Here is a 20,108-nt window from a genome sequence, read left to right on the forward strand (position 1 = left end):
GAGTGAGAAAGGCCCGGATGCAGCTCTGGATACCGGTATGCAATCTTAACGCGCCTTGACCTCTAGTTGTTCCCCAGTCAGTATTGCGACTACGCGTTTCAGCGTCGAAACACGAACGACACAAACCCGTTGTATTTTGGGGTGTCGCCTGACAGGCGTTGTTCGACACACACAGCAGCTAGAAGTGCCCGACACCTGGAGGTCCATCCGTGGCAGAGCCCGCGCAGAAAAGCCGAGCCCAAAAACTCGCGCTTGGAGCATTCGGACTGGTGGTGACCCTGTTCGCGATGATGCCTGTCGCCGCGAACGCATCAACCCCGGCCGACATCATCCCGCCCGAAGAAGCAGATCAGTCCATCCAGGTCTGGATCCGCCTCGACGACGCAACCAAGACCCCGGTCGCCAACGTCGGCGTCAACGTGGAGGGCGAGGACTTCGACGAGGACTTCGTGACCGACGCGGAAGGAAGGGTTCTCGTCGGAGTGCCCGACCCCGGCGCCTACACGGTCACGATCGACGAGGCCACCCTCGCCCCGGAGGCCGGCTTCCCGAACAAGAACCCGCGTGAGCTGTCCGTGTCGTCGGAGCAGAAGGGCACCCCGGCGATCTTCCTGGTGTCGCCAGACAACCCCGCCATCGGCGCGGAACCGACACCGGAGGCAGGCGGTGGATCGCAAGCCGCAGGACCCGACTTCTGGACGCTGTTCTGGCCCAAGGTCGTCACCGGGCTCATCTTCGGTCTGCTGCTCGCTCTCGCCGCGATCGGCCTCTCACTGATCTACGGCACGACGGGGCTCAACAACTTCGCCCACGGCGAGCTCGTCACCTTCGGCGCTCTGATGGCCTACACGTTCAGCGGGATCTTCGGCTGGCCCGCGCCCATCGCCATCGTCGCGGCGGTGATACTCGGCGGCGTGTTCGGCTACGTGCAGAACAAGGGGCTGTGGAAGCCGCTGCGGAAACGCGGTCTCGGCCTCATCCCGCTCATGATCGTCACGATCGGCCTCTCGCTCGTGCTGCGCTACACGTTCGCGTTCATCTGGGGCGCCGACCGGCTGTCGCTCCCGAGCTCGCCCAAGCCCTTCCTCGTCATCGGTTCGGTGAGCCTGAGGTTCACGGATGTCGCGGGTGCGATCATCGCGATCGTGCTGCTTCTCGTGGTCGCCTTCATCCTGCTCCGTACAAAGATCGGAAAGGCGACCCGCGCGGTCGCCGACAACCGCTCGCTCGCTGCGGCCTCCGGCATCGACGTCGAGGGCGTCATCCGCACCGTGTGGATCGGCGGAGCGGCTCTCGCAGCCCTCTCCGGCGTCTTCATCGGCTACTACCAGTCGCTGCGCTGGGACACGGGAGCGTCGATCCTGCTCCTCGTCTTCGCCGCCGTGACCCTCGGTGGCCTCGGCACCGCGTTCGGCGCTCTCGTCGGATCGCTCGTCATCGGCGTCTTCATCAACGTGTCGACGCTCTGGCTCCCCGAGAACCTCAAGTACGTCGCCGCTCTCGTGGTCATGATCATCATCCTGCTCTTCCGGCCTCAGGGAATCCTCGGCCGCCGAGAGAGAATTGGCTAGGGACAACATATGGAATTCAACTTCATCCCCCTCGCGCTCGGTGAGATCTTCTCCCCGACCACGGCGGCGTACGCCCTGGCCGCACTCGGCCTCGCGGTGCACTTCGGCTTCACCGGCCTCCTCAACTTCGGCCAGGCCGGGTTCATGGCGGTCGGCGGATACGCGTTCGCCATCACGGCGGTCAAGTTCGAATGGCCGCTGTGGGGCTCGTTCCTCGCGACGATCATCGCCTCGACCCTCTTCGCCCTCATCCTCGGCATCCCCACGCTGAGGTTGCGTGCGGACTACCTGAGCATTGTCACGATCGCCGCGGCAGAGATCATCCGGCTGTCGGTCAAGACCCCGGAGTTCTCGGATGTCACGGGAGGATCCGAGGGGATCAACGGCGCCGCTCGAACCTTCAACGAGCTCAACCCGCTGCCCGAGGGTCGCTTCGGCGCCGGGGTGCTCACGTACTCCGCCGACCAGTGGTGGGTGCGCATCGTCGGCTGGGCCCTCGTCGGGCTGGCCTGCCTGCTCGTCTACCTGCTCGTGCGCAGCCCGTGGGGCCGCATCATCAAGGGAATCCGTGAAGACCAGGATGCCGTGCGCAGCCTGGGCAAGAACGTGTTCGCCTACAAGATGCAGGCGCTGATCCTCGGTGGAATCCTGGGCGGTGTGGCGGGAGCGATGTTCATCCTGCCGCGGTCGCTGCAACCAGACAACTACGGCACACAGCTGACGTTCTTCCTGTACACGATCCTGCTGCTGGGCGGGGCCGCGACGGTCTTCGGGCCGATCGCCGGCGCGATCATCTTCTGGGTGACGCTGTCGCTCTCCGACGGACTGCTCACGCTGCTCGTCGCCAACGACCTGCTGCCCATCGCGAGCACGCAGCAGGGCCCGATCCGGTTCATCATCATCGGAATCACACTCATGCTGCTGGTGATATTCCGGCCACAAGGAATCTTCGGCAAGAAGAAGGAGGCGTTCTTCAGTGTCTGATAAGACTCCTGTCGCAGACCTGGTCATCGATGTCGACAACATCGTCCCGGGCGCGAAGAAGAAAGATCCCATCGTCGTCGCACACGGCGTCAGCCGGCAGTTCGGCGGCCTCACCGCCGTCGACGTCGACCACCTCGAGATTCCGAGGGGCGCCATCACGGCGCTCATCGGACCGAACGGAGCGGGCAAGACCACGTTCTTCAACCTGCTGACCGGCTTCGACAAGCCGAACACGGGCACGTGGAACTTCGGCGGCAAGAACCTGGCCGGCATGCCCGCCTTCCGGGTGGCACGCCTCGGCATGATCCGCACGTTCCAGCTCACCAAGGCCCTCGGCGGCATGACCGTGATCGAGAACATGCGCCTCGGCGCCGGCCGGCAGAGCGGCGAGAACATCTTCACCGCCGTGTTCAAACCGCTGTGGCGGGGACGTGAAGACGAGATCACGGCGAAGGCCATGGACCTGCTCGCGCGGTTCAAGCTCGACTCCAAGGCCGACGACTACGCGTCGTCGCTCTCCGGCGGCCAGCGCAAGCTGCTCGAGATGGCACGTGCCCTTATGAGCGAGCCCGAACTCGTGATGCTCGACGAGCCGATGGCCGGCGTGAACCCGGCCCTCACCCAGTCGCTGCTGCACCACATCCTCGACCTGAAGACGCAGGGCATGACGGTGCTGTTCGTCGAGCACGACATGCACATGGTCAACGAGATCGCCGACTGGGTCGTCGTGATGGCCGAGGGACGCATCGTCGCCGAGGGCCCGCCCTCGACGGTGATGAGCGACCCGGCCGTGATCGACGCCTACCTCGGCGCCCACCACGACGTCGACCTCGGCACCCTCACGGGCCAGCAGGAGATCGCCGAGACGATGGACTCCGATCTGGTCAGGCACGAGATCGAGGAAGAGGCTGCCACGGCGCAGCCGAATGCGAAGAAGGCGACAAAGTGACCGAGACCGTACTGCGCACGACCGACCTCGTCGCCGGCTACATTCCCGGCGTCGACATCCTCAACGGGTGCAGCGTCTACGTCGAGAAGGGCGAGCTCGTCGGCATCATCGGCCCGAACGGCGCCGGAAAGTCGACGCTGCTCAAGGCGATCTTCGGCCAGGTCAACATCCGCAGCGGCGCCATCGAGCTGAACGGCGGCGACATCACCGGCCTCAAGGCCGACAAGCTCGTCTCCCGCGGCGTCGGCATGGTTCCGCAGAACAACAACGTCTTCCCGAGCCTGACCATCGAGGAGAACCTCGAGATGGGCTCGTACCAGAAGCCGAAGATGTTCAAGGAACGCCTCGAGTTCGTCACCGACCTGTTCCCCGAGCTCGGCAAGCGGCTCAAGCAGCGCGCCGGCGCCCTCTCCGGCGGCGAACGCCAGATGGTCGCCATGTCGCGTGCACTCATGATGGACCCCAGCGTGCTGCTGCTCGACGAGCCGAGCGCCGGGCTCTCCCCCGTGCGTCAGGACGAGACGTTCATCAACATCTCCATCATCAACAAGGCCGGCGTCTCGGTGCTGATCGTCGAGCAGAACGCCCGTCGCGCGCTGCAGATATGCGACCGCGGCTACGTGCTCGACCAGGGCCGCGACGCCTACTCGGGTTCGGGGCGCGAGCTCATGAACGACCCGAAGGTGATCGAGCTCTACCTCGGCACGCTCGCCGCCGGCCAGGAGAAGGCCACGGCCGACAAGGCGAAGGCCGCCGAACTGCCAGCGACGGAGTAGCCACGACCGCACGCACACTCAGCAGGGCCTGCCTGGGCATCGTCATCGGTGTCACGGCAGGCCTTTCTGCTTGTTCGGCGGCGCCCATGACGGCACTGCCCGACGGGGTGTCGGTGAGCATCAAGCAGTACCGCCTCGACTACGCACCCCGGGCGCTCGAGATCTCGGTGACGAACGACACCGCCGAGCCGATCACCGTCACCCGCGCCTCGTTCGACTCCCCGCTCTTCGACGGCACCACCAGCTGGACGCGGCGCGTCGAGGTGCCGGTCGGCTCCACCCGCGACCTGCGCGTGCTTCTCGGCGAGCCCGTGTGCGACGCACCAGCGCCCGTGCGGCCGCCGCGGGCGACGATAGCGTTCGAGCTGGCGGATGGCGCAGCCGGCGTCGGGTCGGCAGAGCCCGCAGACCCGTTCGACACCGTGGCCGAGGTGACCGCCCAGGACTGCATCGCCGAGCACACCGCCGCCATCGCCGAGATCACCGCGGGCGACGTCGTGCGCACCGAACAGCGCGCGGGCGAGCTCGTGGCCCTGCTCGAGCTGCGGGCGCGTCCCACGGGCGCACAGGGCGTCGCGAACGTGGCGACCGCGGCGCGCACCACCCTGATCGGTCCCGTCGACCGCAGCACGGGCTGGAACCTCGGCTGGGCGGCCTCGGCCGCATCCGGACCGCTCAGCACGACCCTCGCCATAGTTCCCAGCAACTGCAACCCGCACATCGTGGCCGAGGACAAGCGCGGCACGTACTTCCCGCTCGCGGTCGCCCTCGACGACGGCGAGGAGGGCACCGTGTTCGTCGGGGTCTCCGACGGGGTGCGCCAGCAGCTCTACGCGTACATCGGCGAGTACTGCGGCTGGTGACCGCACACGAAAGGGCCCGGTCTCGCGACCGGGCCCTTCGTGTCTAACAGAGGTTGTGACTACTCGAGCTTGCCAGCGACCTGGTCTACGCCCTCGGTCTTGTTACCGGCCGAGTACTGGAAGATCGAGACGAAGGCCTCGGTCTCGTCGCCGTTGTCGTCCCACGAGATGGGTCCGGAGACTCCGTCGTAGTCGATGTCGGCGTCAGCGTCGTCGGCGAGCAGCTTGGCGCAGTCGGCGAACGACTCGCACTTCTCGCCACCCTCGGAGACGTCCTGCAGGTTCGCCTTGATCGTCGCACCGTCGGTCGCGCCACCCTTGAGCGCGGCGAGAGCGGAGAGCACGGTCGCGTCGTAGGACTCGGCCGCGTAGCTGAACACGGTCAGGGGGTCTTGTCCCTGCTCGGCGACGAGGTCCTGCAGCTTGGCCTGGAAGTCCTCGGTTGCGAGGACGCCCGGGTTGGTGAACTGCGCGCCGGCGATGTCGACGTTGGTGTCGGCCTCTCCGATGACGCCGTAGTTGCCGTCAACGCCGTACAGCTTCGAGAAGTCGAAGCCCTGGCCGGCCAGCTGCTCGGCGATCGTCTTGATCTCGTCGAACGAGATCACGACGAGTGCGTCGGGGTTGGTAGCGAGCAGTGCCTGGATGGCGCTCGTGAAGTCGGTCGACGCGGGCTCGAAGATCTCTTCGCCGACGACGGATGCTCCGCCGTCTTCGAGGCTCGTCTTCAGGTTGTCGTACAGACCCGTTCCGTAGGCGTCGTTCATGTACAGGATCGCGACGTCGGTCTTGCCGTCGTTGACGATCTTGTTGCCGAGGATGCGGCCCTGAAGCACGTCGGACGGAGCGGTGCGGAAGTAGTATCCGTCGTCCGGGTAGTCCGTGAAGTCGGGCGAGGTGTTGGCGGGAGAGATCTGGACGATCCCGGCGCCGGTGACCTGGTCGATGAAGGTCTTGGAGACACCCGACGATGCGGCACCGATGACGACGCTGACGCCGTCGGCAATCAGCGACGTCGCCGACTGGGTCGCGAGGTCGGTCGTGGTGTCGCCGGAGTCCTTGTGCTCGACGGAGATCTCGATGCCGGCTTCGGCTTCGTTGATCTCCTTGATCGCGAGGTCTACACCGGCGAACTCGGGCGGGCCGAGAACCGCGAGGGTTCCGGTCTGCGGGAGGATCGTGCCGATCTTCAGGTCGAGGGTCTCGGAGGATCCGGCCTCGGTGTCGCCGGTCGAGGTACAGCCGCTGAGAACCAGCGCGCTCACGCCGAGGAGGGTGAGGCCGCTGATCGTGGCCTTGACCGACTTCGAGCGAGTGGCCGAGTTGGCCCGGGAGAATGCACCCATGTTGCTCCTTGATGAAGTGATGTGAATGTGATTGGTGAGCACAGCGGTGCTGTGCGCGTGGTGTAACGCTATTGGGCGAACAGCACCGGCACAATACATGGGTGTTACAGCCGTGTAACACGGCCCGATTGTTATATTCCGTTACCTGGGGGCGTTTCGCCCTAGCGCACCCGCACGACGGATCGCGTCGTCCGCTGGGCCCGGAACATGTCGATCGTGAGAATAACGAGCGCAATCCAGACGAGACCGAACCCCAGCCAGCGGGCCGGCGGCATGGCTTCCTGCAGCACGAAGACCCCGATGACGAACTGCAGAAGGGGCGCGATGTACTGCGTGAGGCCGAGGTAGGTGAGCGGCAGGCGGCGCGCTGCGGCGGCGAAGAAGAGCAGCGGCACGGCGGTGACGATGCCGGCGCAGAGCATGGCGACAGCCTGCAGCACATTCTCGGACCCGATCGTGAGAACCCCGCTCGAGGCGAGCACGATCAGCGCGACGGCCGCCGGCACCGAGAGCCATGCCGTCTCGATCGTCAGGCCGCTCACGGCGTCGACGCGGCCGCCGACCTGCTTCTTGACGAGCCCGTAGAGCCCGAAGGAGAACGCGAGCGTCAGGGCGATGAACGGGAACTGGCCGTAGTTGATGGCGAGCACCAGCACGGCGACCGCGCTGATCCCGATCGCGACCCACTGCAGCACGCGCAGGCGCTCACGGAGGACGAAGACGCCGAGCAGCACCGTCACGATGGGATTGGTGAAGTAGCCGAGCGCAGCCTCGACGACGTGGTCGGTGAGCGTCGCGTACACGTAGACGAGCCAGTTCACGAGGATCAGCGCGCCGGCCCCGCCGAGGATGAGCGTCGTGCGGCGGTCGCGCACGATGGCGACGAGCGCCGGCCACCCCCGCGTCACGGTGAGCAGCAGCGCGCAGAAGATCAGCGACAGGACGATGCGCCAGGCGACGATCTCGATCGCGCTGGCCGGTCGCAGCAGCAGGAAGAACAGCGGGAGCACGCCCCACAGCGCGTACGCCGCTATGCCGAACAACAGGCCGCGCCCCATGGGCAGCCCGGCCCCGCCGGCCGCCGCACTGGCCGAGTCGGCGGCCGAGTCGGCGGCCGAAAACGAAGGAGATCCGGGAGTAATAGGGGCTGGTGGCACGTACTCCAGCCTATCCGGGACGCGATTCCTTCGTTTTCGTGGGGCGCGGGGGTTTGGCGTTAACGACGAAACGCCCCGAGGCGAGGCCTGGGGCGTTTCGAGTGGAACGGATGCTTAGCGGACTACGACCGCGAGCACGTCGCGAGCGGAAAGCACGAGGAGGTCTTCTCCGCCGTACTTCACCTCGGTTCCGCCGTACTTGGAGTAGATGACCTTGTCGCCGACGGCGATGTCGAGGGGGATGCGGTTGCCGTTGTCGTCGATGCGGCCGGGGCCGACGGCGACGACTTCGCCCTCCTGGGGCTTTTCCTTGGCGGTGTCAGGAATGACGAGCCCGGAGGCGGTCGTCGTTTCTGCCTCGACCTGCTTGATCACGATGCGATCCTCGAGCGGCTTGATGGAGACCGACACAGTTGACCTCTTCTTTCTAACTCACGAAAACTTGGGTTGGCACTTCCCGTACGAGAGTGCCAGAACAACTATACGTCGGATGCTGGCACTCGATCAATCCGAGTGCCAACGGCCGCGCCATCCGCCCCTCTGGGGAGGGGCTGGGAGAATGGGCGGATGGACACCACCGAGTTGCGCGAGCTGTTGTCGACCGACGGGCTGCGGCTGCTCGACTCGCTGCCGGCCTTCGACCAGACGGCCGACGTCGTGCGCACCGTCGCCGAGCTGCGCAAGGCCGGCCACTCCCCCGCCCTCGTCGCCGCCGTGCTCAGCCAGAGCAAGCTGCGCTCACGCGCCGAGGCGAAGTTCGGACCGTTCGCGGCGTCGATGCTGTTCACCGAGGCCGGCCTCGAGCAGGCGACCAGGCTGCGGGTCGCTGCGATGCACGCCGGACGCTTCCGCGCAGCCGGGCTCGCCCGGGTCGTCGACCTCGGCTGCGGTATCGGCGCCGACGCACTGGCCCTGGCAGCGATAGACATCGAGGTGACCGGCGTCGAACGCGACGAGGTCACGGCGGCGATCGCGGCCTTCAACCTGGCACCGTTCCCCCATGCGACGATCGAGAACGCGGATGCCACGGCCGTCGACCTCGGAGGCTACGACGGTGTCTACCTCGACCCGGCCCGGCGCAGCGACGCCCGCAGGCTGAAAGACCCGGCCGACTGGTCGCCGTCGCTCGACTTCGCGTTCGAGATCGGCGGACGACTGCCGACCGGGGTCAAGCTCGGACCGGGCATCGACCGCGATCTCATCCCGGCCGGCGTCGAGGCGCAGTGGGTGTCGGTCGACCGCGACGTGGTGGAGCTCGGCGTCTGGTTCGGCGCGGTCGCCCGCCCCGGCGTCGGCCGCTCGGCGCTCGTGATCGGCGAGCACGGCACCGCAGAGCTGACCGCCCCCGCCGACAGCGAGGACGCCGAGCTTGGTGCGCTCGGCGAGTACCTCTACGAGCCCGACGGCGCGGTGATCAGGGCGAGACTCATCGGCGACCTCGCGCGCAGCCTCGATGCCCGCATGCTGAGCGACCAGATCGCCTACCTGACGGCCGACACCGCGGTGGCGACGCCGTTCGCCGTGTGCTTCCGCATCACCGAGACGCTGCCGCTCGACGAGCGGGCGATCAAGAAGCGCCTCGCCCAGCTCGAGGTCGGCACCGTGGAGATCAAGAAGCGCGGCGTCGACATCGACCCGGCCGCGTTCCGCGCGAAGCTGTCGCTCAAGGGCAAGGGACGCAACAGCGCCACCCTCTTCCTCACGCGCGTGGCGGGGAAGCGAGTGGCGCTGCTGGCCGAACGGGTCTAGCTGTAGTCGGTGTAGTACCCGCTGTCGCCCTGGCTCACGCCGAGCACGATCAGGAAGATGAACAGGCCGGTGACGACGAGGCCGATCAGGATTCCGAAGTAGCCGGTGATGATGCCCGTCAGCCAGAACGGCTTGGCATAGGGCTGACGGCGCTGGCCCATGTGGCCGGTGATGACGGCTGCGATCGAGATCAGCAGGCCGAATCCGCCGAACAGCACTCCGACGATGCCGAGCACCATCGACGTGATCGAGAGGCCGCGGGGCGGTCCGGCGACGCCGGGCTGGTAGGGGTTCTGCTGGTTGGGCGTGTACGTCGGCGGGGCCGACGAATACGCGGGTGCAGCCTGAGGGCTCTGGGCTGCGGGAGACCCGGCCGGCGGGGCGTAGGGGCTCGCGGATGCGGCGGGCTCGTTCGGCACCGGGGGAATCGGCGGCACCGAGGAGTTGGGCTGGTCGTCAGGGTTTGACATTTTCGTGCTCCTCACTGGTCTGCAAGCAGTCTAACGAGGGTTGCTCTCGTCTCAGCGGTCGTAGTACCAATACGCGCCGGTGCCGGCCAGGGAGGCGAGCACGATGATCCAGATGATGATCACGACGACGTTGATGAGGATGCCGATGTAGCCGGTGATCAGCCCGGTCAACCAGAATCCGCGGGCCTCCGGCTCCTTGCGCTGGCCGAGGTGGCCGAGCACGACGCCGCCGACCGAGAAGAGCAGGCCACCGCCGACGAATCCGATGATCAGCCCGAGGATGCCGAGGATCATCGAGATGATGGACAACGACGGCGTCGGCGCCGTCGTGCCGGTGGCTGGAGGGATCGGTTTCGAGTACGGCGCCGGATCCGGAACGGTGGGATCGGTCATGGCAGGCTCCTTCGTCGATCGCGGCTGTTGGCGGTTATGTTGCCACCACGGCCACACCGCGTCAATCAGGCCTGGATCACCGTCGCCGGGAGAGTAGAGTCTGCGCCGAAATCCAGCGTCGACGGGGCGTGCCCGGCGATGATCAGCTGGGCGCCGAGGGCCGCGATCATGGCTCCGTTGTCGGTGCAGAGCGACAACGGGGGGATACGCAGCTCGATCCCCTCGGCCGCGCACCGCTCGGCCGCGAGCTCGCGCACCCGCGCGTTGGCCACGACGCCGCCGCCGAGGAGGAGGCGGGGGATGCCGTGATCGTGGCACGCCGCGATGGCCTTGGTGATCAGGATGTCGGCCACCGACTCGCGGAAGCTCGCCGCGACATCCGCCAGCGGCACCTCGTCTCCGGCGTCGCGGGTCTGTTCCACCCAGCGCGCCACCGCGGTCTTGAGACCCGAGAAGGAGAAGTCGTAGCGGTGCTTCTCCATGTCCTTCTGCTGGCTGAGCCCGCGGGGGAACCGGATGGCCTTGGGGTCGCCGCCCACCGCCACCCTGTCGATCTCCGGGCCGCCGGGGTAGGGGAGCCCGAGGAGACGGGCGACCTTGTCGAAGGCCTCCCCCGCGGCGTCGTCGATGGTCTCGCCGAGCAGTTCGACGTCGGAGACGAGGTCGCGCACGAGCAGCAGGGAGGTGTGCCCTCCGGAGACGAGCAGGGCGACGGTCGGGTATTCGAGCGGGCCCGTCCCTGAGCCTGTCGAAGGGCTGTCGAGCACGTCGGCGCCGACGTGTCCGACGAGGTGGTTGACGGCGTAGAGCGGCTTGTCGAGCGAGACCGCGAGGGCCTTCGCCGCGCCGACGCCGACCATGAGCGCGCCGGAGAGCCCCGGACCGCTCGTGACCGCGATCGCGTCGAGCTCGTCGAGGGTGACGTCGGCTTCGGCGAGCGCCGCCTGCAGCGCGGGCACGAGCGCCTCGAGGTGCGCGCGGGCGGCGACCTCGGGCACGACGCCGCCGTAGCGGGCGTGCTCGTCCATCGAGGAGGAGATCACGTTGGCGAGCAGGGTGCTGCCGCGCACGATGCCGATGCCGGTCTCGTCGCAGCTGGTCTCGATACCGAGCACCAGGGGTTCGTTGGTCACGAGCGCACCTTCGTTCGTCACGAGCCCACCGCCGGGCTCGTCTTCGGCTCGGGGATCGTCAGGCGCATGACCGCCGCGTCGACGTTGTCCGGTTGGTAGTAGCCCTTGCGCACTGCGATCCTTTCGAAGCCGAGCGAGTCGTAGAGGCTCGCGGCGTTCGGGTTGTCGACGCGCACCTCGAGGAAGATCTCCCGGGCACCGCGGTCGCGTGCCTCGGCCACGAGCGACTGCACCATGGTGCGGGCGAGCCCCCGGCGTCTGGCGTGCTCGGCGACGGCGACGGACTGGATGTCGGCCTGGGTGGCGCCGCGGGTGGCGAGCAGCCCGGCGTACGCGTCGAGGCGCTCCGGCTGCCCGGGCTGGAACGCCACGAGGTAGAAACCGTGGGCGCTGGCGAGCTCGGCGCGCATCGACTCCCGCGACCACGCGTCACGGGGAAACACGGCGTGCTCGATCTCCATGATCGCGTCGAGGTCGTCGACGCCCGCGCGGCGAAGCTGCCACACGTCAGCTCACCCGCTTCGGGCCGGCGCTCATCGTGACGTCGGGCGAGCGCAGGTAGAGCGCCTCCCCCGTGGCGAACGGTCGCTTGTGCAGGTACAGGCCTTCGGCCAGAAGGCCCACGGATGCCGCGGACACCAGTGCTGCGTCGAGGCGGGTGTAGCCGTCGAAGTCGGGCACCGCGTCGGCCAGCTCCGCCGGCTTGCACAGCGCCGGCCCGTGCACGCGCACCGGCAGGCCGGCCTCGTCGCTGCCCGCGTAGGCGCTCCAGTAGATCTCGCGTCGGCGCGCATCCGTCACTATCAGCGTCGGCCGCGTCAGCCCGAAGGCGATCGCATCGTGGCTGACGACGGGCACGACCGGCTTGCCGGCACCGAAGGCGAAGGCGCGGGCGGCGGCGATGCCCACCCGCAGACCGGTGAAGGGACCGGGGCCCATGCCGACGGCGACACCGGACAGGGCGGTTACGGCGACTCCCGACTGCTCGAGGCACTCGCTGATGTACCGGCCGATGATCTCGGCGTGACCGCGGGTGTCGGGCGACGAGCGCTCGGCGAGTACCCCGGCATCCCGGTCGACGACGGCGACGCTGGTTCCGGCGGAGGTATCGATCGCGAGCAGCACGTCACAAGCCTAGGCGGGCTGGGCGCGTCGTGCCGCGCGCCAGCCAAACGCGAGCGCCCGGCCCGAGTGGAGGGGCAGACTTTCGACGCTCAAGCAGCCGTTCAGCAGCAGAACCTTGCCCCTCAGTTCTGGTCGTCTCGCAGAGGGGCAAGCTTTGTACGCTCAAGCAGCCGTTGAACAGCAGAACCTTGCCCCTCAGCTCGGAGCGGCTACGCGCCGTGGGCGGCGAGCCAGCCGAGGTCGGCCCAGCGCGGGCCATGGCCGGTGACCGTGACGGTGCGGGCCTCGACGCCGTCGTCGGTCACGACGCCGCCGACCGGGCGCACGATGTCGAGCTGCAGCCACTCGTCAGTGATGCCGTCGAGGAGCCCCTCGCCCCACTCGACGACGACGACGGACGCGGCGAAGTCGATGTCGAGATCGTCGAGCTCGACGGCGCTCGACAGCCGGTACGCGTCGACGTGCACGAGCGGCGGGCCGTCGACGCGGGGATGGGTGCGGGCGAGCACGAACGTGGGGCTGGTCACGGCTCCGCGCACGCCGAGCGCCTCGCCGAGGCCGCGGGTGAGCGTCGTCTTGCCCGCACCGAGTTCGCCGTTGAGGGTGACGAGGTCGCCGGCGCGCACCTGGCCGGCCAGCCGTGCGCCGAGCTCGGCCATCGCCTCCGGGGTGTCGATCGTGAGCAGCACTAGACGTACCTGCGCGCGACCCGTCCGCCGATGCGGGTGACGATCTCGTAGTTGATGGTGCCGGCTGCATCCGCCCAGTCGGTCGCGCTCGGCACGCCGGTGAGCGGGTCGCCGAACAGCACGGCGCGGTCGCCGACGCTCACCGGGGTGTCGCCGACGTCGACGACGAACTGGTCCATGGCCACCCGGCCGCTGATCGTGAACCGCTCGCCGCCGATCGAGACCGGGCCGGTGCCGGAGGCGTGCCGCGGGATCCCGTCGGCGTACCCGATCGGCACGAGCGCGAGCGTCGTCTCGCGGGGCGTGACATAGTCGTGGCCGTAGGAGACGCCGCTGCCGGCGGGGACGCGCTTGACCGACACGATCTCGGCGCTGAGTTCCATCGCGGGGGTGAGGCCCAAGTCGGCGCTCGACGCGTCGTCGAACGGCGACAGCCCGTAGGCGGACACCCCGACCCGCACGAGGCCGAACCGGGCGCCCGGCACCCGGAGCGCTCCGGCGCTGGCGGCGAGGTGCACGACGCTCGGGTCGAGTCCGGCGGCGATCGCCTGCTCGAGCATGGCGGTGAAGCGGCGCAGCTGGGCGTCGTCGGCGGCGCGGCCGGCGTTGGCGAGGTGGCTGAAGAACCCGGCGACGCGGATGCGCCCGGCGCGCTCGTGGCCGGCCGCCGCCGCGAACAGCGCCGCGCATTCCGCCTCGCTCGACCCGTTGCGTCCGAGGCCGGAGTCGACCTTGAGATGCACGACCGCGGTTCCGTCCGCTGCGGCGACACGTTCGAGCTGCTCGACGTGGTTCACTCCGAGGTCGATGCGCGCGTCGGTGGCTGCGGCGAAGTCGGCGTCTCTGCCGTGCAGCCAGGCGAGGACGGGGGCGTCGATGCCCGCGGCCCGCAGCGCGAGGGCCTCCTCGATCTCGACGACGCCGAGCGAGGCGGCTCCCCCGGCGATGGCGGCCCGCGCGCTCTCGACCGCGCCGTGGCCGTAGCCGTTGGCCTTGACGACGACCATGACGTCGACGCCGTCGACCGCGCGGCGGATCGTCTCGACGTTGCGGGAGATCGCGCCCAGGTCGACGCGTGCCTCACGGAGCGCGCTCACGATGTCCCCTCGGCGACGACGTAGGCGATCGCCACTCCGGCGTCGTGGCTCATCGACAGGTGGACCGCGGTGACTCCTCTGTCTGCAGCGACCTGCGCCGCGGCATCCGAGAGCCTGAAGGAGGGGTTGCCGTGGCCGTCGGAGACGATCTGCATGTGATGCCAGCGGATCCCGGCCGACTCGCCGAGGGCCTTGATGAGGGCCTCCTTCGCGGCGAAGCGGCCCGCGAGGGAGCGCAGCGCGAGCACGCGTTCGCCGGAGACGAGCTCGGCGTCGGCGAAGAGGCGCGACTTGAGCTTCGGGGTGCGGCTGAGGGCGCGCTCGAACCTCGCGAGGTCGACCACGTCGACGCCGATCCCGACGATCATGAGCGTGCCTGGTCGGGCACTATTCCACCGTGACGGACTTCGCGAGGTTGCGCGGCTGGTCGACGTCGAGGCCCTTGGCCGCCGCGAGCTCCATGCCGAAGATGTGCAGCGGCACCACCGCGAGAAGCGGCTCGAACAGGCTGCCGGCGAGCGGGATCGGGATGACCTCGTCGGCGAAGGGCAGCACGGCAGCGTCGCCCTTCTCGGCGATCGCGATGACGCGGGCACCGCGGGCGCGGATCTCCTGGATGTTGGAGACGACCTTGGGGTGCAGCGAGTCGGGGTCGCGCGGGCTGGGAACGACGACGAACACGACCTGTCCGGGCTCGATGAGCGCGATGGGACCGTGCTTGAGCTCGCCGGCGGCAAAGCCCTCGGCGTGGATGTAGGCGAGCTCCTTGAGCTTCAGGGCGCCCTCGAGGGCGACCGGGAAGCCGACGTTGCGGCCGAGGAACAGCACCGACTGGGTGTCCGTCATCCAGTGGGCGAGCTGGCCGATCGACTGCGAGGCGACGAGAACCTCTTCGATCTTCTCGGGGATCGCGAGCAGCTCGTCGGAGTACTCGGCGATCTGGGACTCGGTGAGCGTGCCGCGCACCTCGCCGAGGTGCAGGCCGAGGAGGTAGAGGGCGGTGACCTGGGCGACGAACGCCTTGGTCGATGCGACCGCGACCTCGGGGCCGGCGTGCGTGTAGATCACGGCGTGGGACTCGCGCGGGATCGTGGCGCCCTGGGTGTTGCACACGGACAGCACGCGGGCGCCGGCGGCGGTCGCGTACTTGACGGCCATCAGGGTGTCCATGGTCTCGCCGCTCTGGCTGATCGAGACGACGAGCGTGCGCTCGGTGAGGATCGGGTCGCGGTAGCGGAACTCGTGCGACAGCTCGACGTCGACGGGGATGCGCGACCACTTCTCGATGGCGTACTTGCCGAGCATGCCGGCGTAGGCGGCGGTGCCGCAGGCGATGATCACGATGCGGTCGATGTTCGCGAGCACGTCGTCGCCGAGCGGCTCGAGCTCGGGCAGGCGCACTTTGTGGTCGACGACGCGACCGAGGAGGGTCTTGGCGACGGCCTCGGGCTCCTCGCTGATCTCCTTCGCCATGAAGCTCGACCATCCGCCCTTCTCGGCGGCGGCGGCGTCCCAGGCGATCTCGAACTCCTCGGTCTCTACCGGGTTGCCGGAGAAGTCGGTGACGAGCACCGAGTCGGTACGGAGTGTAACGATTTGGTCCTGACCGATGGCCACGGCGCGTCGCGTGAACTCGACGAACGCCGCGACGTCGGAACCGAGGAAGTTCTCGCCGTCGCCCAGCCCGATCACGAGGGGGGAGTTGCGGCGGGCGCCGACGACGACGCCGGGCTGGTCTTCATGCATCACGAGCAGGGTGAAGGCACCGTGGAGCTTGTCGACGACGACGCGCATGGCCTCGGTCAGGTCGCCCGACTCCTGGTAGGCGTGGCCGACGAGGATCGCGGCGACCTCGGAGTCGGTGTCGCTCGTGAAGGTTTCGCCCTTGGCGAGCAGATCCTGCTTGAGGTCGTAGAAGTTCTCGATGATGCCGTTGTGGATCAGCGCCAGCTTGCCGTTGTCGCCGAGCTGCGGGTGCGCGTTGCGGTCGGTCGGTCCGCCGTGGGTCGCCCAGCGGGTGTGGCCGATGCCGGTGGCGCCGTTGGCCAGCGGGTTCGACTCGAGCTCGTCGACGAGCATCTGCAGCTTGCCGCTCTTCTTGCGGGAGTCGAGGTTGCCCTCCGGATCGATGATCGCCACACCGGCGGAGTCGTATCCCCGGTATTCGAGTCGCTTCAGCCCGCCAAGGAGCACTTCAAGAGACTTGTTGTCACCGACATAACCCACGATTCCGCACATGAGTGAAGATTTTACGTCAAGGAATGAGAATTAGCCGACGAGGCGCGGCGGGCGGGCCCCGCCGGTCGATACGGATGCCGCTTCCGCCCGGCGTTAGGCTGGACGCGATGACTGACCTCGCTGGCTCGAACGGCCACCTGTCCCCGTTCGTGGAGATCGACCGCCAGAACTGGGCGGCCCTCGCCCCGCACACCCGGCTGCCCCTCACGCAGACGGAGATCGTGCAGCTGAGAGGCCTCGGCGAGGTGCTCGACATGGACGAGGTGAGCCAGGTCTTCGTGCCGCTCAGCCGGCTGCTCAATCTCTACGCCTCCGGGGCCCGCAACCTGCACACGGCGACGACGCGCTTCCTGAATGCCGGATCGGCGCCCGACGCCCAGGCGCGCAGCACCCCGTTCGTCATCGGCGTCGCCGGCTCGGTGGCCGTCGGCAAGTCGACGGTCGCGCGACTGCTGCGCGAGCTGCTGGCCCGGTGGGACGACACCCCGCGCGTCGAGCTGGTCACCACCGACGGCTTTCTCTACCCGAACGCCGAGCTGGAACGACGCGGCATCATGGACCGCAAGGGCTTCCCCGAGTCGTACGACCGGCGCGCGCTGCTGCGCTTCGTCACCCAGGTCAAGAGCGGCGCATCCGAGGTCCGCTCCCCGTTCTATTCGCACCTGCACTACGACATCGTCCCCGACGCGGAGATCGTCGTGCGGCAGCCCGACGTGCTGATCGTCGAGGGCCTCAACGTGCTGCAGCCGCCGTCGCCCGGGCACCGTCTGGCGGTGAGCGACCTGTTCGACTTCACCATCTACGTCGACGCCCGCACTCACGACATCGCCCGCTGGTACGAGGAACGGTTTCTCAGCCTGCAGCGCGGCGCGTTCTCGAACCCGCGGTCGTATTTCCACCGGTTCGCCTCGCTCAGCGAGGACGAGGCTCGCACCCGCGCACGCGGCATCTGGACGAGCATCAACGAGCCGAACCTGGTGAAGAACATCCTGCCGACGAAGGCGCGGGCGTCTCTCGTGCTGCGCAAGAACGCCGACCACGCCGTCGACAGCGTGCTGCTGCGCAAGATCTAGCGCGATCCCGAAGGGCGCCAGTCCGGGCGTCGCGCTGCTGCGCGCGCTGCAGCCCTATGCCCGAGCTGTAGCCCTACGTGAGCGGAGGAGCCTGGAGCGCCAGCTCGGCCCGCACGACGTCGGCGAGCTCGTGGGCGATGCGGTCGGCGGTGTTCTGGTCTGCGGCCTCGACCATGACGCGCACCATCGGCTCGGTGCCGGACGGGCGCAGCAGCACACGGCCGGTGTCGCCCAGCTCGGCTTCGGCGGCAGTGACGGCCGCGGCGATGACGTCGTTGGTCTTCAGCGCGTGGTGGTCGACGCCGCGCACGTTGATCATGATCTGGGGGAACACGGTCATGACGGAGGCGAGCTCGGCGAGGCTCTTGCCGGTGCGTGCCATCTCGGCGAGAAGGTGCATTCCGGTGAGGATGCCGTCGCCCGTCGTGGCGTACTCGCTCATGATCACGTGGCCGGACTGCTCGCCGCCGAGCGAGAGCCCCTTCTCGTTGAGAGCCTCGAGAACGTAGCGGTCGCCGACGGCGGTCTGCAGAACGGTGATGCCGTTCTCCGCCATCGCGACTCGCAGACCCAGGTTGCTCATGACCGTGGCGACGAGGGTGTCGTCCTTCAGCAGGCCGCGCTCTTTCATCGACAGCGCGATGATCGCCATGATCTGGTCGCCATCGACGACGTTGCCGAGGTGGTCGACCGCGAGACAGCGGTCCGCGTCGCCGTCGTGGGCGATGCCGACGTCGGCGCCATGCTCGAGCACGGCGCGGGCGAGGTTGTCGAGGTGGGTCGAACCCACTCCGTCGTTGATGTTGTAGCCGTCGGGGTCGGCGCCGATGAGGGTCACGGTCGCGCCGGCGTCGGTGAACACCTGCGGAGACACTCCGGCGGCGGCGCCGTTGGCGCAGTCGAGGACGACGTGGATGCCGTCGAGCCGGTGCGGCAGTGTCGACAGCAGGTGCACGACGTAGCGGTCTTCCGCGTCGGCGAACCGGCGGATGCGGCCGACCTCGACGCCGGTCGGGGAGAGCTTTTTCTCGCCGAGCGCTGCCTCGATGCGGTCCTCGACGATGTCGGGAAGCTTCGTGCCGCCGACGGCGAAGAACTTGATGCCGTTGTCGGGTGCCGGGTTGTGCGACGCGGAGATCATGACGCCGAAGTCGGCTTTGAAGTCTGCGGTGAGGAATGCCGCGGCGGGGGTCGGGATGACTCCGGCGTCGAAGACATCGACGCCGGAGCTCGCGAGACCGGCTGCGACGGCGGCGGAGATGAACTCCCCGGAGACCCGGGGGTCTCGGGCGACGACCGCGATCGGTCGGCGCCCCGAAGCGCGCCGACCGTCAGCGTGACGACCTTTACCAAGGACGACGGCTGCCGCCTGGGATAGTCCCAGGGCCAGCTCGACCGTCAACTGTTCGTTCGCTAGACCGCGAACACCGTCCGTGCCGAAGAGCCTTGGCATTGGATCCGCGAAGCGCGAGTTAGCGCTTCGAGAACTGCGAGGCCTTACGGGCCTTCTTGAGTCCGGCCTTCTTGCGCTCGATGACGCGAGCGTCACGAGTGAGGAAGCCGGCCTTCTTCAGGGCCGCACGGTTGTTCTCACGGTCGATGCCGTTGAGCGAACGCGCGATGGCGAGGCGCAGTGCGCCCGCCTGGCCCGAGGGGCCGCCGCCGGTGATCTTGGCGATCACGTCGTAGCTGCCGAGAAGGTCGAGGACCTTGAACGGGTCGTTGATGAGCTGCTGGTGCAGCTTGTTGGGGAAGTACTCGGCGAGCTCGCGACCGTTGACGGTAGCGGTACCGGTGCCGGGGGTGATGCGCACGCGGGCGATGGCCTGCTTGCGACGACCCACGGCTGCGCCGGGAACGTTGAGTACTGCACGGGGAACCTTGACAGCCGCCTCGGCGGGAGTCTCGGTCGAGTAGCTCTGAGGAGCTTCTTCGATGATGTCTGAAATCTGGGCCACGGTAGTTACGTCCTTAGTTTCTAAGCCGGCGCTACTGAGCGACCTGGGAAAGGGTGTAGATCTTCGGCTGCTGCGCAGCGTGAGGGTGCTCGGTGCCGGTGTAGACCTTGAGCTTGGTCAGCTGTGCGCGACCAATCGAGTTCTTGGGGAGCATGCCGCGAACGGCCTTCTCGACCGCGCGCGTCGGGTGCTTCTCGAGCAGCTCGGCGTACGTGGTGGCCGTGAGGCCGCCCGGGTAGCCGGAGTGGCGGTATGCCTTCTTCTGCAGGAGCTTCGCGCCGGTGAGGGCGATCTTCTCAGCGTTGATGATGATGACGAAGTCGCCCATGTCCATGTGGGGAGCGAACGTCGCCTTGTGCTTGCCGCGGAGGAGCGCAGCGACGTGGCTGGCGAGACGGCCGAGAACGATGTTCTCTGCGTCGATGATGAGCCAGTCGCGCTGGACATCCTCCGGCTTGGGGGAAAAAGTACGAGTCACAGTAGTGCTGCCTTCTTGATCGAGTGAGTTGTTCGTGAATCCCGCTCCGTGGCCGTTTC

General features: G+C 68.0%; 22 protein-coding genes. 7 read left to right on the top strand and 15 right to left on the bottom strand.

Annotated elements, in window-relative coordinates:
- Positions 1–269: 269 nt before the first annotated feature.
- The 5 genes from ABIE21_RS11275 to ABIE21_RS11295 all read left to right on the top strand — a co-directional run bounded on the left by ABIE21_RS11275 (position 270) and on the right by ABIE21_RS11295 (position 5,143).
- Entirely contained in the window at positions 270–1,571 is a 1,302-nt protein-coding gene (locus tag ABIE21_RS11275; protein WP_354024915.1) for a branched-chain amino acid ABC transporter permease, read from the top strand.
- Positions 1,572–1,580: 9 nt separating this feature from the next.
- Complete coding sequence (locus ABIE21_RS11280) at positions 1,581–2,555, top strand: branched-chain amino acid ABC transporter permease (RefSeq protein ID WP_354024916.1); 975 nt, start codon at positions 1,581–1,583, stop codon at positions 2,553–2,555.
- On the top strand, positions 2,548–3,504 hold the full coding sequence (locus ABIE21_RS11285) for an ABC transporter ATP-binding protein (RefSeq protein ID WP_354024917.1): 957 nt from the start codon (positions 2,548–2,550) through the stop codon (positions 3,502–3,504). The genes ABIE21_RS11280 and ABIE21_RS11285 overlap by 8 nt, the downstream gene beginning before the upstream one ends.
- A complete protein-coding gene (locus ABIE21_RS11290; protein WP_354024918.1) occupies positions 3,501–4,280 on the top strand; it encodes an ABC transporter ATP-binding protein in 780 nt (259 codons plus the stop codon). The genes ABIE21_RS11285 and ABIE21_RS11290 overlap by 4 nt, the downstream gene beginning before the upstream one ends.
- 86 nt (positions 4,281–4,366) lie before the next feature.
- Positions 4,367–5,143 (top strand): hypothetical protein, encoded by a 777-nt coding sequence (locus tag ABIE21_RS11295; protein WP_354024919.1) that lies wholly within the window; start codon positions 4,367–4,369, stop codon positions 5,141–5,143.
- A 59-nt stretch (positions 5,144–5,202) separates the two neighbouring features.
- Here ABIE21_RS11295 and ABIE21_RS11300 read toward each other — a convergent pair whose 3' ends face one another.
- The 3 genes from ABIE21_RS11300 to groES all read right to left on the bottom strand — a co-directional run bounded on the left by ABIE21_RS11300 (position 5,203) and on the right by groES (position 8,057).
- Positions 5,203–6,489: an ABC transporter substrate-binding protein gene (locus ABIE21_RS11300; protein WP_354024920.1), complete on the bottom strand. Its 1,287-nt coding sequence runs from the start codon at positions 6,487–6,489 to the stop codon at positions 5,203–5,205.
- A gap of 161 nt (positions 6,490–6,650) precedes the next feature.
- The gene (gene rarD, locus ABIE21_RS11305; protein ID WP_354025164.1) at positions 6,651–7,547 is read right to left on the bottom strand and encodes an EamA family transporter RarD; all 897 of its coding nucleotides are present in this window, start codon (positions 7,545–7,547) and stop codon (positions 6,651–6,653) included.
- A gap of 213 nt (positions 7,548–7,760) precedes the next feature.
- Positions 7,761–8,057 carry a co-chaperone GroES gene (gene groES / locus ABIE21_RS11310; protein ID WP_184232811.1) on the bottom strand — a complete coding sequence of 99 codons (297 nt, stop codon included), beginning with the start codon at positions 8,055–8,057 and terminating at the stop codon, positions 7,761–7,763.
- Between the two features lie 156 nt (positions 8,058–8,213).
- Here groES and ABIE21_RS11315 point away from each other — a divergent pair, with 156 nt between their 5' ends.
- Complete coding sequence (locus tag ABIE21_RS11315) at positions 8,214–9,395, top strand: class I SAM-dependent methyltransferase (RefSeq protein WP_354024921.1); 1,182 nt, start codon at positions 8,214–8,216, stop codon at positions 9,393–9,395.
- Here ABIE21_RS11315 and ABIE21_RS11320 read toward each other — a convergent pair.
- From ABIE21_RS11320 to glmS, 9 genes are all read right to left on the bottom strand, one after another.
- Positions 9,392–9,865 carry a DUF4190 domain-containing protein gene (locus tag ABIE21_RS11320; RefSeq protein WP_354024922.1) on the bottom strand — a complete coding sequence of 158 codons (474 nt, stop codon included), beginning with the start codon at positions 9,863–9,865 and terminating at the stop codon, positions 9,392–9,394. The two genes, ABIE21_RS11315 and ABIE21_RS11320, sit on opposite strands and share 4 nt — an antisense overlap.
- A gap of 51 nt (positions 9,866–9,916) precedes the next feature.
- Positions 9,917–10,258 (bottom strand): hypothetical protein, encoded by a 342-nt coding sequence (locus ABIE21_RS11325; protein ID WP_354024923.1) that lies wholly within the window; start codon positions 10,256–10,258, stop codon positions 9,917–9,919.
- Positions 10,259–10,323: 65 nt separating this feature from the next.
- Positions 10,324–11,391 carry a tRNA (adenosine(37)-N6)-threonylcarbamoyltransferase complex transferase subunit TsaD gene (gene tsaD, locus ABIE21_RS11330; protein ID WP_354024924.1) on the bottom strand — a complete coding sequence of 356 codons (1,068 nt, stop codon included), beginning with the start codon at positions 11,389–11,391 and terminating at the stop codon, positions 10,324–10,326.
- A 17-nt stretch (positions 11,392–11,408) separates the two neighbouring features.
- Positions 11,409–11,897, bottom strand: coding sequence for a ribosomal protein S18-alanine N-acetyltransferase (gene rimI, locus ABIE21_RS11335; RefSeq protein WP_354024925.1), 489 nt, complete (start codon positions 11,895–11,897; stop codon positions 11,409–11,411).
- A gap of 1 nt (position 11,898) precedes the next feature.
- On the bottom strand, positions 11,899–12,516 hold the full coding sequence (gene tsaB / locus ABIE21_RS11340; RefSeq protein WP_354024926.1) for a tRNA (adenosine(37)-N6)-threonylcarbamoyltransferase complex dimerization subunit type 1 TsaB: 618 nt from the start codon (positions 12,514–12,516) through the stop codon (positions 11,899–11,901).
- Between the two features lie 209 nt (positions 12,517–12,725).
- Entirely contained in the window at positions 12,726–13,175 is a 450-nt protein-coding gene (gene tsaE, locus ABIE21_RS11345; protein WP_354025165.1) for a tRNA (adenosine(37)-N6)-threonylcarbamoyltransferase complex ATPase subunit type 1 TsaE, read from the bottom strand.
- Between the two features lie 29 nt (positions 13,176–13,204).
- Positions 13,205–14,305: an alanine racemase gene (gene alr / locus ABIE21_RS11350; protein ID WP_436232337.1), complete on the bottom strand. Its 1,101-nt coding sequence runs from the start codon at positions 14,303–14,305 to the stop codon at positions 13,205–13,207.
- Positions 14,299–14,670 carry a holo-ACP synthase gene (locus tag ABIE21_RS11355; protein WP_354024928.1) on the bottom strand — a complete coding sequence of 124 codons (372 nt, stop codon included), beginning with the start codon at positions 14,668–14,670 and terminating at the stop codon, positions 14,299–14,301. Before ABIE21_RS11355 ends, alr begins: the two co-directional genes overlap by 7 nt.
- Before the next feature lie 19 nt (positions 14,671–14,689).
- A complete protein-coding gene (gene glmS / locus ABIE21_RS11360) occupies positions 14,690–16,540 on the bottom strand; it encodes a glutamine--fructose-6-phosphate transaminase (isomerizing) (protein ID WP_354024929.1) in 1,851 nt (616 codons plus the stop codon).
- A 107-nt stretch (positions 16,541–16,647) separates the two neighbouring features.
- Between glmS and coaA the strand changes: the two genes are divergently transcribed.
- Entirely contained in the window at positions 16,648–17,613 is a 966-nt protein-coding gene (gene coaA / locus ABIE21_RS11365; protein ID WP_354024930.1) for a type I pantothenate kinase, read from the top strand.
- A gap of 73 nt (positions 17,614–17,686) precedes the next feature.
- On the opposite strand, the gene glmM is transcribed toward coaA, so the two are convergent.
- From glmM to rplM, 3 genes are read right to left on the bottom strand one after another with little or no spacing between them, the layout of a single operon-like run.
- On the bottom strand, positions 17,687–19,066 hold the full coding sequence (gene glmM / locus ABIE21_RS11370; RefSeq protein WP_354024931.1) for a phosphoglucosamine mutase: 1,380 nt from the start codon (positions 19,064–19,066) through the stop codon (positions 17,687–17,689).
- A 19-nt stretch (positions 19,067–19,085) separates the two neighbouring features.
- Positions 19,086–19,571: a 30S ribosomal protein S9 gene (gene rpsI, locus ABIE21_RS11375; RefSeq protein WP_354024932.1), complete on the bottom strand. Its 486-nt coding sequence runs from the start codon at positions 19,569–19,571 to the stop codon at positions 19,086–19,088.
- A 31-nt stretch (positions 19,572–19,602) separates the two neighbouring features.
- A complete protein-coding gene (rplM, locus tag ABIE21_RS11380) occupies positions 19,603–20,049 on the bottom strand; it encodes a 50S ribosomal protein L13 (protein ID WP_354024933.1) in 447 nt (148 codons plus the stop codon).
- Positions 20,050–20,108 lie beyond the last annotated feature (59 nt).

This window comes from Conyzicola nivalis, assembly GCF_040548875.1.
In the GTDB taxonomy this organism is placed as follows: domain Bacteria; phylum Actinomycetota; class Actinomycetes; order Actinomycetales; family Microbacteriaceae; genus Conyzicola; species Conyzicola nivalis_A.